The 16664-nt window shown below is 40.6% G+C and carries 13 protein-coding genes; 8 read left to right on the forward strand and 5 right to left on the reverse strand.

The genetic code is table 11. From position 1 onward, the window contains the following. Positions 1 to 8 precede the first annotated feature (8 nt). Together ACSLUK_RS00320 and ACSLUK_RS00325 are read right to left on the reverse strand one after the other, a co-directional pair. The gene (locus ACSLUK_RS00320) at positions 9 to 674 is read right to left on the reverse strand and encodes a TorF family putative porin (RefSeq protein WP_448546490.1); all 666 of its coding nucleotides are present in this window, start codon (positions 672 to 674) and stop codon (positions 9 to 11) included. 14 nt (positions 675 to 688) lie between these two features. Next, positions 689 to 3463: a methyl-accepting chemotaxis protein gene (locus ACSLUK_RS00325; RefSeq protein ID WP_448546491.1), complete on the reverse strand. Its 2775-nt coding sequence runs from the start codon at positions 3461 to 3463 to the stop codon at positions 689 to 691. Positions 3464 to 3909: 446 nt separating this feature from the next. On the opposite strand from ACSLUK_RS00325, the gene ACSLUK_RS00330 reads away from it, so the two are divergent. Beyond that, entirely contained in the window at positions 3910 to 7206 is a 3297-nt protein-coding gene (locus tag ACSLUK_RS00330; protein WP_448546493.1) for a hybrid sensor histidine kinase/response regulator, read from the forward strand. A 94-nt stretch (positions 7207 to 7300) separates the two neighbouring features. On the opposite strand, the gene ACSLUK_RS00335 is transcribed toward ACSLUK_RS00330, so the two are convergent. Then, positions 7301 to 8296 carry a hypothetical protein gene (locus ACSLUK_RS00335; RefSeq protein ID WP_448546494.1) on the reverse strand — a complete coding sequence of 332 codons (996 nt, stop codon included), beginning with the start codon at positions 8294 to 8296 and terminating at the stop codon, positions 7301 to 7303. A gap of 186 nt (positions 8297 to 8482) precedes the next feature. Between ACSLUK_RS00335 and ACSLUK_RS00340 the strand changes: the two genes are divergently transcribed. The 3 genes from ACSLUK_RS00340 (at position 8483) to ACSLUK_RS00350 (ending at position 11169) form a co-directional block, all read left to right on the forward strand. Beyond that, positions 8483 to 10264 (forward strand): acyl-CoA dehydrogenase C-terminal domain-containing protein, encoded by a 1782-nt coding sequence (locus tag ACSLUK_RS00340; protein WP_448546495.1) that lies wholly within the window; start codon positions 8483 to 8485, stop codon positions 10262 to 10264. Positions 10265 to 10332: 68 nt separating this feature from the next. Beyond that, complete coding sequence (locus ACSLUK_RS00345) at positions 10333 to 10938, forward strand: glutathione S-transferase family protein (protein ID WP_448546496.1); 606 nt, start codon at positions 10333 to 10335, stop codon at positions 10936 to 10938. A gap of 30 nt (positions 10939 to 10968) precedes the next feature. Then, positions 10969 to 11169, forward strand: coding sequence for a winged helix-turn-helix domain-containing protein (locus ACSLUK_RS00350; protein WP_448546897.1), 201 nt, complete (start codon positions 10969 to 10971; stop codon positions 11167 to 11169). Positions 11170 to 11195: 26 nt separating this feature from the next. Here ACSLUK_RS00350 and ACSLUK_RS00355 read toward each other — a convergent pair whose 3' ends face one another. Then, on the reverse strand, positions 11196 to 11948 hold the full coding sequence (locus tag ACSLUK_RS00355; protein WP_448546498.1) for a MipA/OmpV family protein: 753 nt from the start codon (positions 11946 to 11948) through the stop codon (positions 11196 to 11198). 362 nt (positions 11949 to 12310) lie between these two features. On the opposite strand from ACSLUK_RS00355, the gene ACSLUK_RS00360 reads away from it, so the two are divergent. From ACSLUK_RS00360 to ACSLUK_RS00370, 3 genes are read left to right on the forward strand one after another with little or no spacing between them, the layout of a single operon-like run. Beyond that, positions 12311 to 12943 carry a 1-acylglycerol-3-phosphate O-acyltransferase gene (locus tag ACSLUK_RS00360; protein ID WP_448546898.1) on the forward strand — a complete coding sequence of 211 codons (633 nt, stop codon included), beginning with the start codon at positions 12311 to 12313 and terminating at the stop codon, positions 12941 to 12943. Next, positions 12943 to 13293: a ribonuclease E inhibitor RraB gene (gene rraB, locus ACSLUK_RS00365; protein WP_448546499.1), complete on the forward strand. Its 351-nt coding sequence runs from the start codon at positions 12943 to 12945 to the stop codon at positions 13291 to 13293. The genes ACSLUK_RS00360 and rraB overlap by 1 nt, the downstream gene beginning before the upstream one ends. 46 nt (positions 13294 to 13339) lie before the next feature. After that, entirely contained in the window at positions 13340 to 13501 is a 162-nt protein-coding gene (locus ACSLUK_RS00370; RefSeq protein WP_448546500.1) for a hypothetical protein, read from the forward strand. Between the two features lie 56 nt (positions 13502 to 13557). Here the strand turns inward: ACSLUK_RS00370 and ACSLUK_RS00375 are convergent, their stop codons facing one another. Beyond that, positions 13558 to 14574, reverse strand: coding sequence for a LacI family DNA-binding transcriptional regulator (locus ACSLUK_RS00375; protein ID WP_448546501.1), 1017 nt, complete (start codon positions 14572 to 14574; stop codon positions 13558 to 13560). A 235-nt stretch (positions 14575 to 14809) separates the two neighbouring features. Between ACSLUK_RS00375 and pgi the strand changes: the two genes are divergently transcribed. Then, the gene (gene pgi, locus ACSLUK_RS00380) at positions 14810 to 16456 is read left to right on the forward strand and encodes a glucose-6-phosphate isomerase (RefSeq protein ID WP_448546503.1); all 1647 of its coding nucleotides are present in this window, start codon (positions 14810 to 14812) and stop codon (positions 16454 to 16456) included. The last annotated feature ends 208 nt before the right edge of the window (positions 16457 to 16664 follow it).

A 16664-nucleotide genomic window follows, 5' to 3' on the forward strand; every position in this document is an offset into this window, starting at 1 on the left:
GGTGAAGATTACAGGTCAATGTCGATGCTGTAGGAAACGTATACTTTCATATCGTCATTGTCTAAGTCAGTATTTGATAGTCCAAACGTAAAGCCACTTTTAGACAAGCTAATACCGTAATCGGTAAATGATTCGCCTGCATAGAAGTCATCGGTGCCATGGCCTACGTGCAGGGTGACCTCAATTTCTGAGTGTATTGGTAGGGCGACATCAATCGCTACGTACGAATCGTCTCCGAAATCCACGCCTTCAGCATCGGCTAAGACTGAATAACTAAGGCTGAACATTCCCATTGAAATGCTGGCATAAAGCTCACTGAAATCGACGTCATCTTTACTGTCTGGGTATGCGTAGTATATGAACCCAACATCATAACTAAAGTTCTTGGTTTCACCGGCAAAACCCGCATAGAAGTCGAGCTCGTAGGTCATTTCATCAGCCCAGTCAGCGTTTGACGCCCACGTGCCTGCATAAAATCCTGAATTTGAAGCGTAATCAATACCACCTGAAATTGCCGCGCTGCCGTTGGTTTGTTCTAACCCGCGCCATAAATAATTACTTGTGGCTGCAACGTTTGCACTCCAGCCATTGTCATCTGCAAGACATTGAGACGACATGCCATAGCTTAACGCACCTATGGTTGATAGTGCGAGTAAGAGCTTCTTATTTCCCATATTTATTTCCTTAGTTACTTAGTATGAAAATGAGAGGTTTCTTTTTCAAGTTGAGTTGAAAGCTCAGCTAACTCAGTACTTGATTTTGCAATGCTTTCTGCGGCATCGCTGGTTTCCATGATTCCTTGGTTGAGAGATTCTACGTTTTCTAAAATCTGCTCAACGACGATTGATTGTTCTTCAGCAGCTGTGGCAATCTGTGTACTTAAATCGTTGATGTGTTGCATTTCATCGGTAATGACTTGATTCAAATCGGTCACTTCTTTTGCTTGTGCTTGTACTAGGTTGGCTTGTTCTACACTCTTCGCCATTACTGCAACAGATGCGTCTGCGCCTGACATGATGGTGTTAATCATGTCGTCAATTTCTTGCGTAGAATTTTGCGTGCGTTGGGCAAGTTCTCGCACTTCGTCAGCAACTACAGCAAAGCCTCTACCCATCTCACCTGCGCGGGCAGCCTCAATTGCGGCGTTTAGTGCAAGCAAGTTGGTTTGCTCGGCAATACTTTTTATAACATCTAAGATGCTGATAACTTGATTAAAGTCATTCCGCAGCTGCAAGATATTGGTTTCAGAATCTTGAATTTGTTCTGTCATGGTCAGGATTGAATTATAGGTATCATTAAGTTTACGCGTACCTTCTTGCAGTCTTTGCTGGATATCTTCAATGGCTGCCGCTGTACCTGTGGTATTTGAAGCAACTTCTCTAACGGTTGTCCCCATTTCTTGCATTGCTGTAGCTAATTGTTCTGAAACGAGGTGCTGTTCCGCCATGGTTGAACTGGTTTGCGTGGTTACTGCGGCAAGTTGTTCTGAAGTAGATGCTTGTTTTAGCGCCACGTTGGAAATACTCTCAACCATGCGGGCAAGGTTGCGAATCATTTTTTGAATAGCACGTTGTAATAAACCAACTTCGTCTTGTGAAGACTGCTTAACGTCCATAGTAAGTTCGCCATCTGCGACATGTTGTGCGATATCAGCTATTTCCGAAATCGGTTGAGCAATTCGCTTAGCGATATAAAAGCCAAACATCGCTATTACAATTGTCACAGCTAACATTAGTCCAGACATGAACAATGTATTTTGACGGATGGAGGCAAATGCTTCTACTTCGTCTATTTCGGATAAAATTGCCCAGTTAAAGTTGTCAAATTCTATGAGGTCAAAGGAAGACAATACAGGGTTGTTGTTGTAGTCAATGATGATATCGGTATTTCGTTCTCCTGAAAGTGCGCGACGTACAGCACTGGTGTCGACACCATTTTTTTCAACTGTACCGGCAAAGCTTGCACTTACAGAGTGACCTTCGGGATCGAGATAAGAGTTACTGCGCATTTTGAGGTCTTCACCGACTAAGTAGCTTTCACCTGTTTCGCCCATACCGTCACGAACGCCCATAATTGCTTGAATTCCTTCTAAAGGAAGCTGTAGAGCAACATAGAGGGAAATACTACCATTACTATCGAGCAACGGCTGAGCAACAAACGCAGCAGGGTCAAAATTGCTAGGCTCATAAGGCGCAAAGTCAGCAAAACCAAAGCGTTTTTGTTCCTTAACTTGTTTGATTAAATCACCCAAATTGGACGACGAAAATTTACCCGTTAGAATATTTGTTTGGTAATCAGATTCACGTGCGACCGTATAAAAAATGCTACCAGTAGGCGTGATAAGAAACAGATCATAGTAGCCATACTTTTCAATGTAGCTTTTGTAAAACTCTTCATTTCTGGTCGACTTAGGATTGAATGCTTCTGCAACGTCGATTTCAGATATTATTGCCCAGCGAATATTAGAACCCACTTCAAAATAGTCCCAACTGCTCACTACAGGGTTGTTATTGTAATCAAGGATTACTGCCGTACCGGTTTTTCCTTTTAGGGCGTTTTTAGTCGCAGTTGTTTTAACCTTATTGTTGCCAGCGAAAGATGCTTCAACAGAAAAATCAGTAGGGTTTAAATAAGAGTTCGAACGCATTAAGTTGTCTTGACCAACCAAATAGGACTCGCCCGTTTCGCCCATGCCAACCCGTTGTCCGAGAATTTCGTTCATCTTTTCAATGGGTTGCTGGTAGGCTATATAGCCTTGATGTTTGCCATTGTAGCTTACCGCTCGAACGGCAAACGCCGCAGGATCGTTATTACTTGGTGCATAAGGTTTGAAATCTGCGAAATGAATAGCGTCTTTGTCACCGTCTTTGGCTAACAAGAATGCCTGATAAAATGAGCTGTCAGAAAGTGATTCTGCGAGGTTTTGGCCTAAGTCGCTTTCGCGCGTAACTGAGTAGACGATGTCGCCATTGAGGTTAATCAAGAAAAAGTCATACCAACCAAAAAAATCCAGCATGACTTTAAAAGACTTATCGTGCTTGTCGAGTAGTGATTGCCACTGACGCTTGTTAGTAAAATGGCGATTAAATTCGCTCAGGGCATTATGAACGTCAGAACTGTTGGCAAGTAAGTCGAGCTGAGACTTATTCATATGAAAGTAGTCTTTCAATTGTGACTTTTTGATGGAATTGATTGCAGACAATTTCATAAATGCTTGCTGTTGCATGGTGTCGGCAATGTCAATGAGCACACCAAGATCACCTTCTCGTTCCTCAAAATATTTGACGATGGCTTGTTTCTTTATTTGGTTGATTGCCGTTAGCTGATTATAAACTTTGGTTGTCACGTCATTGGAACTACTGGTAGTAGATACAATACTGACGATGACAGCGGGGATTAATCCAATGATTATGAACAGTAGTGTGAACTTAACTTTTAAATTCAGATCATCAATGTATTTCACGAAAAGACCTACCTTAATACGCTCCATGTACATTGTCAGTTAACGACACAATGACGCGAAATTAGCTATCTTTTTGCCGAGTTATTAGGCTAAATATAGTTGGCTTCTTATAGAAAGCAAATTCCTATAAACGTAATTTTGCTGTAAGGTTTTGCTTTAACGGGAAAAGTTAAAACGCTATTATTTGTAACGAGTTTTGGTTTTTTCTCACCGAAAAATTAGTATGCTTGCGTTTAGCCGCTATATGATTGCATTAGGCTGACGCTCATGAACCAAATTGATGCCCAACAAAGTGTTAGGTAGTGATATGAATAGGGCAAATGTCGTCAGTTATTTTACGATTGGCATAAGTTTGTCGAGCGTCGAATTTTGAATAGCACTACCTTTGAGCGAGTGCCAACTTATCGACAACAACTAGATAAAAACACATAGATACGCTAATTAGCATGACTGAATCCGAACTAAAAATTGAGAACAAAAATCAGGTAGTAAATCGTTATAACACTTCTGTTGTACTTATATTTATTACAATTGTTTTCACCGCTATTGTAATTGCTGTTTATCGCTATCAGGTAGAATTATCCACTTACCAGCAACGACAATTTCAAGAATTAAAAGAAGAAGCTGGCGTATTAAACGCCCAAATGCAACAAGCGGTAACTATGGTTGAAGGGCTCACCGACTTTGCTGAGTATTATATAAAGCACCCCAAAGAGCTTTCTGCGAGCATTCCCTCCCTAAAACAAGATGGACAGCTATTTTTCTTAGAAAAAGAGCAGCGTGATTTCATTGAGCATCGTCAAATATTGAGCGTAAACATTACTGGCATTGGTGACATCAGCCAATTTTCTCAAGAAATGAATGACGAGCTCGCCATGGCTAAAGCATTAACACCTGCCTTTGTCGCTGCTCAGAAAACGATAAAAGAAGCCAATTGGTTTTATTACCTTTCATATAATCGCTTTATCAGTTTATATCCATGGATTGGCCGAAAAGGTTGGTATTATGGTGATCGCATGTTAAGCAATACACACATGCAGTCTATTACTGAAGCCGCGAAGAAATATCACAATGTGCATTGGTCTCAGCCATATAAAGACACCGCAGGTAAAGGGATGAATGTTGCGCTAGGTAAAGGCGTAAAACGAAACGATGATGTTGCTGGTGCGGTGATTATCGATATTAGTTTGGCAAAATTACATGATAGTTTACGCACTATCGACAATGATAATACAGGTGTATTTATCATTGACGATCGTGGTTATGCATTAGTCCATAAAACCAATCAGGAACGAAAAATTCAATCGAGCGTTTCGTGGCAGGACGTTGCCCCTGAAGGGTTAAAACATCTCACATTTGAACAACTCAAAAAGTCGCCCGATATCCGATTAGTAGGTAACTGGCTAGTATTGAGTTACCAGCTCCCTGTAAACAATTGGATGGTGGTCAAATATTTTTCATTTCAAGATTTTACGCGTCCGATATTTACACGTTTCATGAGCATCTTTGCCACGGTATTTATTGGCTTGTTGACCTTGTTAACCGTTGTCTACTTTATGACAAGGCGAACGTTTATTACACCGACTCAGGAATTTATCAGCCATATTGCCTATAGTGCACAAGGTGACCACGGTAAAGTTAAGCCGCCAAGTGGCTGGGAACATTGGTTTTATATTGTTGAAGATATCTTCAGCCAGAACAGAAGCTTAATGCAACAGCTAAAAGATCAAAACGAAGCGCTTGATATTCGTGTGAATGAAAAAACACAGGCACTAAGAGAAAAAAGTGAACAACATCATAGAGATTATGCATTATTACGCTCGGTAATGGACGCTATTCCCGATTACATCATCTTTAACGATGGTGATGGTCGGTTGATTGGTTGCAACTTAGCATTTGAGCGCTTTACTAAGCAATCAGAGCACAAAATGTTGGGTTCAGTGGTTGGCAATATGCTCAATAACGAACTTGGCCAGGCCCTAGTGACCAAAAATAGCACGCCCACGTCAACAAAATCGCAGTATGGCGTATTTGATATTGTAGAAACAGGGCAAAGCACATATGAACTGTTTACTACCGAGTTTTACAGTAGTGACGGAGTGTCACTAGGCACAATTAATATTATCCGTGATGTGACTACACAATATGCAGTGAATGTTGCATTGGAAAAAGCAAAAGTACAGGCGGAGCTAGCGAACAAAGCCAAAAGTCAGTTCTTGGCTAATATGAGTCACGAAATTCGTACGCCTATCAATGCCATTCAAGGCATGCACTATTTAATTGAGCAAACACCACTTAATAACTTACAAAAACAACATTTGAGTTATGCGCAAACTGCATCAGTTGCACTCTTACATTTGGTAGATGAATTACTTGATTTGGCCAAAATAGAATCGGGTAACATGTCAATTGTAACGCAGCCAGTGAGTTTGGATAAAATCATTGAACAAGCGGTCAAACTCAACGCAATACAAGCACAGAAAAAGTCGCTCAATATTGCGGTTGATATCGATCAGGATGTCCCGTTAGTGGTTAACACTGATGAAATGCGCTTGGTGCAAGTGTTTACTAACCTGTTGAATAATGCAGTTAAATTTACCCATCAGGGGAGTATTCAAGTTACGGTTACATACCGTCAGATATCAGATAATGAACAGGAAATTATTTGTAAAGTGACAGACACTGGCATAGGCATCGCCGAAGAAAAACAAGCGCATTTATTCGAAGCTTTTCGCCAGGCAGACGAATCAATGACGCGCCAATATGGTGGTTCAGGTTTAGGTTTATCAATTTGTAAACAAATCATCAATTTACTTGATGGCGATATTAGTCTGTCGAGTAGTTTAGGCAAAGGAACCGAATTTACCTTTAATCTGCCAATTGAAGAATATGTTCGTCCTGAAATTAAACTGCCGGTACCTGTTGCGGTTATGTCCTATCACTGTGCGGTGCCAAATAGTGTTATCCAACTAGTTAAAAGGCATTGGGATACCTATCAAGAGATTGAGTCGCTTTCGGTGACAGTGCTGCAGCAAGGCTGTGAAAATATTGTCTTGTTTGTTGATGTCACTGAAGTGACCACCAAGTTATGTGATGAAGTTAAAGAGTCGTTGATGATTGGTGCAAATAAGCAGGTATTGCTTGCTGTTTGTCAGTCAAAGTATAGCGAGCAAAATGACAATTCATTCAATGTGCTGGAACAGGCAAATATTCCTTATCTGGTATGTGATTTGCCATTGTTTAGATACACATTACTTTTGATTCAAGAAAAGGCTGTTGAGGTATTTACGGCGGCAGCGCAAGCCAACTTATCGTCGGCGATTGGCTCTTTTGAAAAAGAACCACCAGCTAACAAAACATTAAAAGGTGTGCATGTGTTGCTGGTTGAAGACAATCTTGTGAACCAGATGGTGGCCAGTGAATTACTCATGTCAATGGATGCCAAGGTAGTCGTTGCTGAAAATGGACAGCAAGCAATCGAAAAATTAGCCGATGCTGCGTTTGATGTCGTACTAATGGATATTCAGATGCCGGTAATGGATGGGCTTACAGCAGCGAGAAAAATTCGCGAAAATAAGCAGTGGGATATCATACCTATTGTTGCAATGACGGCACATGCGAGAGAGGAAGATCGAGCAGAAAGTATTGCCGCGGGGATGGATCTTCACATCGCGAAACCTGTAAAGGCTGACGTCTTATTTGATACAGTGTTGTCGATAACTCAGAGTAAAAAAAATGTATAGCAAGCTTTAGCTGTACACATTATTAATTGTTTTGTTAAGGCCGTTTCTTACTCAATATGTGTTGCAAAATACAAGTTAACACATCAATTTGGAGCTAATTTAATAGCTCTTCCACAACATAGTAGCCGCTGAGTATGGCTTGTTCTGAATCACCTGCAATTTCTCCTAAAGGTAGTAACGAAGGGCCCGTTGGTTCTGCGAGCACGAACGAATGATTGTCGTGACTGATCGAAAACTCATCGCCAACAGCAGGTACACCTAAACCAATTAAAGCGTGTCCTTCAATAAATATAAGTGCAATTCTAATTCGCGGCATTAGCATACGTAGTAATGCTGCGGTTAATGTAACTTTGCTGTCGCAATCTCCTTTGTTTTCCCAAAGTAACTTTAGTGGGGGATTAAAGCCTGCTCCTGAAGAAGTGACTCTGTTTTCTAAGGTTGCATAGGGAATACTTTGAACAAACCCCAATACATAGTTAGTTACTTTACGAATATTCTTTATGGTAACGCTTTCAAGTACCAATGATTTGAGAGGTTTTAAGTCTTCAGACGAATCAAGTGCAATACGCACGTGGTCAGGTTTAATCGCAACTTCACCGGCAGGCGTATTGAAAAAGTGGTAGTAATGTTGTTGCAAATATTTCTTTGTAAAGCGTTGCTCTAATTGTCTTATTTTCTCTTCGGCTTCAGACAATGCTGTTCTGTCATTGCTTCTCAATTGCAGTTGATTTTGTTTGGCTTGTGACTTTACGCTAAGTTGTACCTTGGGAATAGGGTGCTTTCGTATATGCTTAACGATCGCTCTATTAACATATTGTTGTGCCAAATTAGGTTTGTATTCTTTAAATTGGCGATACTTATCGAAGATCAGCGCTTTATCCAGCGTGAAACTAAATGTTCGGCTTTCCTGTTGAATATCTTGCCATTGATAAAAAAATGTTACCTGTTCGCTTGTCTCTTTCTTCAAGAAGCTCAATTGTTGTGCATTGGCAGTACCAATCACAATTATTGTGAGTAACACCAAACCTTTTAGCATTGAAGCTTTGGTGAATAACTTGTCATTTCGCAAGTCGATTACATACTTAGTCATATAGGCAATTTCTGGTGAATAAATAGAGTCGTGTAATTACACATTAAAAGCTTCACGTATCCTCGTTACCCTATAACAACCATAGCATGTTGAACAAGGATTTTAGTGATTACCGCTTTACTTTTTGAGCAACTGGTATATATTCAAACGATTGTTTGAATCGTATGTTTTAATTTGGAGGCCGATGTGGCTGATTATCAAGCACCTTTAAAAGACATGAATTTTGTATTGTATGACGTCTTTAAGAACGATGAATTGTGGACAACCTTGCCACATCTAGCTGAGCATGTAGACCGAGATACTTCTGAAGCTATCTTGCAAGAGTGTGCGAAAATTGTTGAGCATGTCATCGCGCCTTTATCTAGACAAGGAGATGAAGAGGGTGTTTCTTTTTACAATGGAAAAGTGACAACCGCGCCCGGATACAAAGCAGCATTTAATACTTACGTTGAAGGTGGTTGGACAGCACTTGGTGGTGATCCTGCTTATGGTGGCATGGGCATGCCAAAGGTAATTACTGCTTTACATGAAGAAATGCTTTGTTCTGGAGATATTTCTTTCTCATTATATCCAGGCTTGTCGGCTGGCGCTGGATTATCGCTGGCTAAGCACGCTAGTGAAGACCTCAAAGAATTATACTTAACCCGCATGTATGCCGGTGAGTGGACCGCAACCATGTGTTTAACGGAAGCACATGCGGGTACAGACTTAGGCATGATTAGAACTAAAGCAGTGCCACAAGAAGACGGTTCTTATTCAATCACAGGTAATAAGATTTTTATCACGGCTGGTGAGCACGATTTAGCAGAAAACATTATCCATCTTGTATTAGCGAAATTACCGGATGCACCAGCAGGCCCCAGAGGTATTTCATTATTTCTTGTACCCAAATATCAGGTAGATGAACAAGGTAATCTCGGGGAGTTTAATAATGTGAGCTGTGGTTCGATAGAGCACAAAATGGGGATTCATGCATCAGCAACTTGTGTGATGAATTTTGACAATGCCAAGGGCTACTTAGTGGGGGAGCTAAACAAAGGACTGGCGTGCATGTTCACGATGATGAATTTCGAACGTGTTGGGGTAGGTATTCAAGGACTAGGCGCGGCCGTACGCTCATATCAAAATGCGTTGGAGTACGCCAAAGAGCGTTTGCAAGGGCGCGCGCTTTCTGGCGCAAAAACACCAGATAAACCTGCAGATTCTATTATGGTGCATGGTGACGTTCGACGCATGTTACTTAACATGAAAGCACTTAACGAAGGGGCGCGTGCACTGACAGTCTATATTTCAATGCAACTTGATATTGCGACCTATGGTGAAGGCGATGCTAAGTCACGTGCTGAGCAACTTGCTGCACTTACTACACCACTGGCAAAGGCCTTTTTCACTGACATGGGATTTGAGTGTACGGTTGCAGGACAACAAGTTTTTGGTGGTCATGGTTTCATTCGTGAATGGGGTCAGGAGCAGTTAGTTCGCGACACACGGATTACGCAGATTTATGAAGGTACAAATGGTGTGCAGGCAATGGATTTAATGGCGCGCAAAGTAGCAGCTTCTAATGGCGAAATGATGCAGCTGTTTATCGAAGATGTAAATCAGTACCTTGCAACGGTTACGAACCCACAAATGAGCCGCTATACAGCAGCACTCAATGAAGCGCTGAGCGACTTGGCTGAGGTAACTCAGTTTATTCTGGCTGAGTCAAAAAAAGATATCGAAATTCTAGGTGCTGTTGCAAATGATTACTTGCATCTGTTTGGCTACACTGCACTAGCTTTTGTCTGGACAAAAATGACGGATGTAGCGTTTGAGAAGCAAGCGTCAAACGATCCTTTCTATGCCAGTAAAATCAAAACAGCTAATTTCTATTTTGATAAATTATTACCACGTCGCTACTCTCTCATTGCAACAATAAAATCGGGCAGTAATACACTATTTGATATCGATGATGAGTTGTTTTAAACCATAAATCATGTGCTAGTATAAGGGCCTTAATTAAATTTAAATGTCTCAAATGTTTAAGGCCTCTTATGTCTTCAGTGCTTGGTAATACTCCTGAGCAAATGCAGTTGCTTGGTTCAACCACCTCTCCGTATGTTCGACGAATTCGCTTGTTGCTTGCTGAGCGAAATTATCGGTTTGTTAATTTAGATATCTTTTCGGACGAACACCGAAGCTTGCTAACTCAATCGAATCCGGCAAAGCGCGTACCTGCATTAATTGATGGTGAGCAGACCATTATTGACTCAGGCGTTATCTACCGTTATCTAGCTGAGAAATTTGAAATCGCACCATTGAGTTGGCATCAGCAAAATTTATTGGCGCAAATTGATGCAGTAAACGACTCTATGGTTTCTATGTTGATATTGTCACGTTCAGATATTGACACTAGTCAGGATAAATTATTTTTTAATTTGCAAAGAGAGCGGGCAAATACCGTATTCTCTGCGCTCGACGCAGCGGCAGAAGTGGGCGATTTTGAACAGTGGCATTACGTGACTATGGCGTTATATTGCTTGTTGGACTGGCTGAAATTTAGAGAATTATTTGACTGGCAGGCATTCCCACATTTAGTGAAAGTTTATCAGGCATTTAACCAAAACAACGATGTGCTAAATACCGATCCTCGTAGCTAAGCGATAAGTGAATTTGTTAACTGTAGCGGGATAACATTTCACTGCCGATGCTGGAAGCGTAATACGTTAAAAAGTACGTTGTTAGGGCGCTCGTATAATGGTGCTGAACGCACGATAGATGTACGCATTTCTCGTTTGCGCGACAAGCTAATGAGTCAGGGAATGGAAAAAGCGATTATCGAAACTGTTTGGGGTAAAGGTTATATATTATATGAGCAGCATATTAAATGAGCAGCCAGGCCACTAATGACTGCTCTCTAAAATGAGTAGCTGGTACCAAATTGTGCAGTGTGCATATAATTACTATTTACCAATGGACTCGCTTCTATTTGGCTATCAACATTTGTTGATGTAATGGAACCTACTAATTTCCATCTTGGTGATAGCTGATAGGTACCAATAATACCTAAACTGGTGTTTGTGGCAGATTTAGACTCGCCATATGGGCCGAATGATTCACTGTGCTCAAATCCGTAGTATTGGTTAACGACAGCGTCATCCATAGCGGTGAATCGCGCAGTAACACGCAAGTCAAATTGTTCTCTTGAAATTAATGCAAATGACCCTTGAAGAAAATAGCTGTTGTTATCAAATGTTTCGTCTGTAGGGATAACAGAGGTTTGTGCACTGAATCGTCCAAAGTTGAAGCCAGCATTGATTCTGGGCACTGTGTAGTCCGTCTGAGCCGGCGTTAGCGGTTGCTCTACGTTAATTTGTTCATGTTCAAACCAAACCGCTTTGATATCCTGCTGATTAGATATATGTTGATCATTTAATGCGGGACCAACTGGTACAGGGTTAAAGTGAGCGACGCTTGAATCTGCCTTCAGCAGCCCGAGTGATTCAGGTGTATGGTTTGGCACTTCCGAAGGTATATTTAACGCAGCAAAACCCACTTGCTCATGAAAAGATATGTTATCAATGTTTGCTGATTCATGTTCAATATCAGAGGCTTTAATAGGTAACGACCAAACAATACTGGCCATGATTAGCAACGTTCGCTTTATCATGTCTATTTCCCTTACTTTACGTCTCACGTTTTGATAATTATTGTTGGCAATTTACTTCTTTTTATACGGTGTTTAGGTAAATGCCTTTGTATATTTAACTATAGACAATCTATTTCGATTCGCTGGAAATTTTCACAACTTTTCCGCCAGAAATTGTGGTGAATTTTCGCCAATACTTGATTGGGCTTGAGCTTACATTAATGTATAATTACCAGAATTTTTTTTATGGGGATAATTTATTGTTAGCTGTAATTCGAATATTAGTGATGGCGTTAGCCATTTTGCTAATATCAATTTGTTCGTGCCTCTATTGTCTATTCAGACCATTTCATCGAAACAATGTTTTTCACGCGGCTCGTTATATGGGGCGTGTGTCTAAATTATTAGGGCTTGATGTTGAAGTAAGAGTGCCTGAATCTGTCAAGCAACTAGAGTCTGTGGTGTTTATTTGTAACCACCAAAACAGCTACGATATATTTACCGTAAGTAATGCTGTGCTACCGGGAACGGTAAGTGTTGGCAAAAAAAGCCTCAAATGGATTCCATTTTTTGGTCAAATGTATTGGCTAACAGGTAACATATTAATCGATCGCAAAAACACTAACAAAGCGATGAATACGATTGAAAGTACCGCTAAGAAAATCAAAGAGAAAAAACTGTCGGTTTGGTTGTTTCCTGAGGGAACTCGCAGTTATGGTCGAGGTTTGCTACCTTTTAAAACGGGCGCATTTCGCACCGCACAAAAAGCAGGTGTGCCTATTGTGCCTATTTGTGCCAGCAACACCCACAAAACGATCGACTTAAATCGTTGGAACAACGGTAAAATGATAATCGAAATACTAGAGCCTATCGATGTTGTTCATGTGGAAAAAGAAAAAATTCGCGAATTAGTCAATGAAACCAGAGACAAAATGTTGACTAAGATCATTGAGCTAAATGAAGAAACTGGACACCCTTTCGAGCCAAACCTCAATATCAATAGTGAGAACTCATAATGCAAGACAAAGAATTAGAAGCTTGGTTTGAACATACCGAACAGTTAATTGAAGCACTGATTGAAGACGGTACTAATGAAGAAGTGCATCATACCATTGAGCACCATTTTTCTAGTACAGATTTTGAATTATTGGAAAAGGCTGCAGTAACTGCGTTTAAAATGGGCTTAGAAGTGGAAGAGCCTGAAGAAGCAGAGCTGGAAACAGGTGAAAAGGTTTTCGCTTTTGATATTATTACTGAACAGCCGCTTGATGAAGACATTTTAAAGGATGAAGCCCAACAAATGTTTGCCTTGGCTAAACAATGCAAAGTAGATTATGATGGTTGGGGAACATACTTCGAGGAGTAGTTTGCTCGATAGGTAAACATAATAACAAGAATATAGGAGACAGTTAATGGAATTGTTAGAGCTGTTGTTTCAAAAGGAATCGTTGGCGTTACTTATACCCATTGTGGCGATTGTTGGTGCGTTTTCAATTGCAGCGCTTAAAGCACACCACAAGCATCAAGAAAGAATTGAAAAGATTAGACAGGGGATAGACCCTGATCATTCCTAATAAAAGAGCAGCACAGTAAGCTGCTCTTTTTTATTGTGTCAGATTTATCGTGCCAATTATGCTGGATATTGCGTAGAATCTCGCACAATCAATTGAGGTGTGAATTGTGTAGTGACACTTTTCGGTGTTTGCTTACGTGTTTTCGCGATCAATAAGTTGGCCGCATCTTCGGCAATTTTAGGGTTGGGCTGGTTTGCTGTCGTTAGTCTTGGCCAAGTTTGACGTGAGAATGGACTGTTTTCGAATCCGGTAATGGATAGTTGTTCAGGTATCGCAATCCCCATAAGACGAGCAGCAAAAAGCGCGCCCGCGGCAATTTCATCATTACAAGAAAATATTGCAGTAGGTTTGTCATCTTTTGCCATTAACAACTTTGCTCCCAACACACCTGATTCAAACGAATACTCGCCTTGTACAATTATGTCGTCATTTATAGGCAAGTTGTTCGCCTCAAGAGCCGCCTTGTAACCTTTTAATCGTTCAACGGTCGACATATGGTCGGCCTCTCCCGCTAGAAAGCCGATATTTTTATGACCAAGATCAATCAGGTGTTGCGTTATACGTTGTGCGGCCTCATGGTCATTGACCAAGATACAAGGTGCAATGTCGTCAGGTTCAGTATCGCCTGACATTATACGAACAACTTCTACGTCTAGCTCGGTTATACGTTTAACAAACTCCGGCATCTCTGAAAAAGGTGGCGTTAACACAATGCCTGCGATACGAGAGTGCTTTATCATTGCCGTTACTTCTTCGACGATATTTTCTTTTTTGGCGCTACAAGGGTGAATTAGTAGCTCAAATCCTTGTTTCTTGCAGGCAGACAGAATGCCATTTTGCATATCAATAACATAATAAGCATTAGGGTTGTCGTAGATGAACGCGATAGTGTATGCTTTAGTACCTGCTAGGTTACGGGCAGCTAGATTAGGTTGATAGTTGAGTTCAGTAACCGCAGCCATGACTTTTTCACGAGTAGGCTGGCGCACCGAAGGCTCATTATTGATAACACGTGATACTGTTTTTATTGATACACCAGCGTGTTTTGCTACGTCATTTATAGTCGCTTTCATTAACCTTTACAGCCTTTGCTTGTTAGACGTTGTTATTTCTTATTATTCTAATAAAGAGTGAGGCGTTATAGAGTATTGCTTTATCAAGTGCGCAGCAACTATTAATTCATAAGAATGTCATTTAAGCTGTGGTATCTTTACTCTAAACTTATCCATGTTAATTAGAATTGACAGCGTTGTCATTTTTAAATATGGTAACCCTTTGAAACAACAAATTTATGCACCAGGAAGAGATATGTCAAGTCGTCAATCGTTAAATAGTTGGAAAAAGCTGTCGCAGCTTGCGGTAGAAATGAAATCTAAACATATGAATAACCTGTTTGCAGAAGACAGCGGCCGATTCGACAAGTTTTCTGTAGAACTTCCTAAATTATTACTCGACTATTCGAAAAACCTGATTGATAGCGAAACATTTAATACGCTCATTGAATTAGCTAATGAATGTGAAGTAGCGCAATGGCGCGAGAATATGTTTTCAGGTGAAAAAATAAATAAAACTGAAGATCGCGCGGTGCTCCACACTGCCCTAAGAAGACAAACCGATGAGCCATTAATTGTCGACGGTGAAAACGTTACCGACAGCGTTAATGCGCAGCTCGCCAAAATGGAATCTTTTGTCAACAAAGTTAGGCAAGGTCACTGGTTAGGCTATTCAGGAAAACGCATTACCGATATCGTTAATATTGGTGTAGGCGGATCTAACCTAGGACCACAAATGGTTACTGAAGCGTTAAAGCACTATAGCGATCACAGTGTTAACGTGCACTATGTATCTAATGTGGATGGGGCGCAAATTGTTGAGATACTTAGGCCACTTGATCCTGAAAAAGTCTTATTCATTGTGTCGAGCAAAACGTTTACCACAACGGAAACTATGACCAATGCTCGCACGGCGATCAACTGGTTGACCGCTTCATCGTTTGATGATTCTGCGGTAGGTAAGCATTTTGTCGCCGTTACTGCCAATAAAGAAAATGCGATGTCATTCGGTATTCAAGCAGATAACATTTTTGATATGTGGGACTGGGTTGGCGGACGCTTCTCGCTATGGTCAGCTATCGGACTCGCAATTGCATTAGATTTAGGCTTTGAAAAGTTTAAAGAGCTGCTTGCTGGGGCATATGAAATGGATCAGCATTTCGTTAATGCACCATTCGAAGAAAATATGCCGCTCATCATGGCATTACTTAGTGTATGGAACACCACATTCTTAGATGCAAAATCGCAGGCGATATTGCCGTATGATCAAACATTACACATGTTAGCTGCTTATTTACAACAGGCTGAGATGGAAAGTAACGGTAAGTCAGTGACCTGGGATGGAGAAGAAGTAGACTATGCGACGGTACCCTCTATTTGGGGAGAATTGGGCATCAACGGGCAACATGCGTTTTATCAGTATTTACACCAAAGTAATAATGTCGTGCCCGCTGATTTTATTGGCTCCGTAGAAAGTGTGACTCCTGTTAAGGGCCACCATGAGACTCTGATGGCGAACTTTTTTGCTCAAACGCAAGCGCTTATGACAGGTGTTAATGAAGAACAAGTAAGAGCTGACTTAAAAGCAAAAGGTCGCACGCAAGAGTACATAGATAAAGTTGCACCGCATAAAGTACACAAAGGGAATCGTCCGACTAATACGATATTACTCAAGCGTATCGATCCAAAAACGCTTGGTAATCTAATTGCGCTATATGAACATAAAATATTTGTCCAAGGGATTATTTTGCAAATATGTTCATTTGACCAGTGGGGCGTTGAATTAGGGAAAGGGCTTGCCGCTAATATCCAAAAGGAATTAGAAGGGGATGAAATATCACCAAATCATGATTGCAGTACTGAAAACTTAGTTAAGTACTACAAGGCTGCTGTCAAAAAATAATAAGCTAATTACTAATAATCAATTAGTTACAAAAGAAGTGCATAATGTTTGCGCTTCTTTTTTATTTTAATTTTTACAAATATTTAAAATCATACCGGATAAATATTCTCTAAATCTTTATAAAACTCTCACTTTTTGCATAAATTTACTATGTTTCGTAAGTGATTTCGCACGCTTTCAATGAGTTTATCAAAAAATAATTCTTTTA

The organism is Thalassotalea fusca (genome assembly GCF_053485835.1).

What these genes read in the sequence shown, in the direction of transcription:
- ACSLUK_RS00355 (WP_448546498.1), bottom strand. Translation starts at nt 11,948, where the DNA reads ATGATAAAGCGAACGTTGCTAATCATGGCCAGTATTGTTTGGTCGTTA.
- ACSLUK_RS00360 (WP_448546898.1), top strand. Translation starts at nt 12,311, where the DNA reads ATGGGGCGTGTGTCTAAATTATTAGGGCTTGATGTTGAAGTAAGAGTG.
- pgi (WP_448546503.1), top strand. Translation starts at nt 14,810, where the DNA reads ATGTCAAGTCGTCAATCGTTAAATAGTTGGAAAAAGCTGTCGCAGCTT.
- ACSLUK_RS00375 (WP_448546501.1), bottom strand. Translation starts at nt 14,574, where the DNA reads ATGAAAGCGACTATAAATGACGTAGCAAAACACGCTGGTGTATCAATA.
- ACSLUK_RS00320 (WP_448546490.1), bottom strand. Translation starts at nt 674, where the DNA reads ATGGGAAATAAGAAGCTCTTACTCGCACTATCAACCATAGGTGCGTTA.
- ACSLUK_RS00345 (WP_448546496.1), top strand. Translation starts at nt 10,333, where the DNA reads ATGTCTTCAGTGCTTGGTAATACTCCTGAGCAAATGCAGTTGCTTGGT.
- rraB (WP_448546499.1), top strand. Translation starts at nt 12,943, where the DNA reads ATGCAAGACAAAGAATTAGAAGCTTGGTTTGAACATACCGAACAGTTA.
- ACSLUK_RS00330 (WP_448546493.1), top strand. Translation starts at nt 3,910, where the DNA reads ATGACTGAATCCGAACTAAAAATTGAGAACAAAAATCAGGTAGTAAAT.
- ACSLUK_RS00335 (WP_448546494.1), bottom strand. Translation starts at nt 8,296, where the DNA reads ATGACTAAGTATGTAATCGACTTGCGAAATGACAAGTTATTCACCAAA.
- ACSLUK_RS00370 (WP_448546500.1), top strand. Translation starts at nt 13,340, where the DNA reads ATGGAATTGTTAGAGCTGTTGTTTCAAAAGGAATCGTTGGCGTTACTT.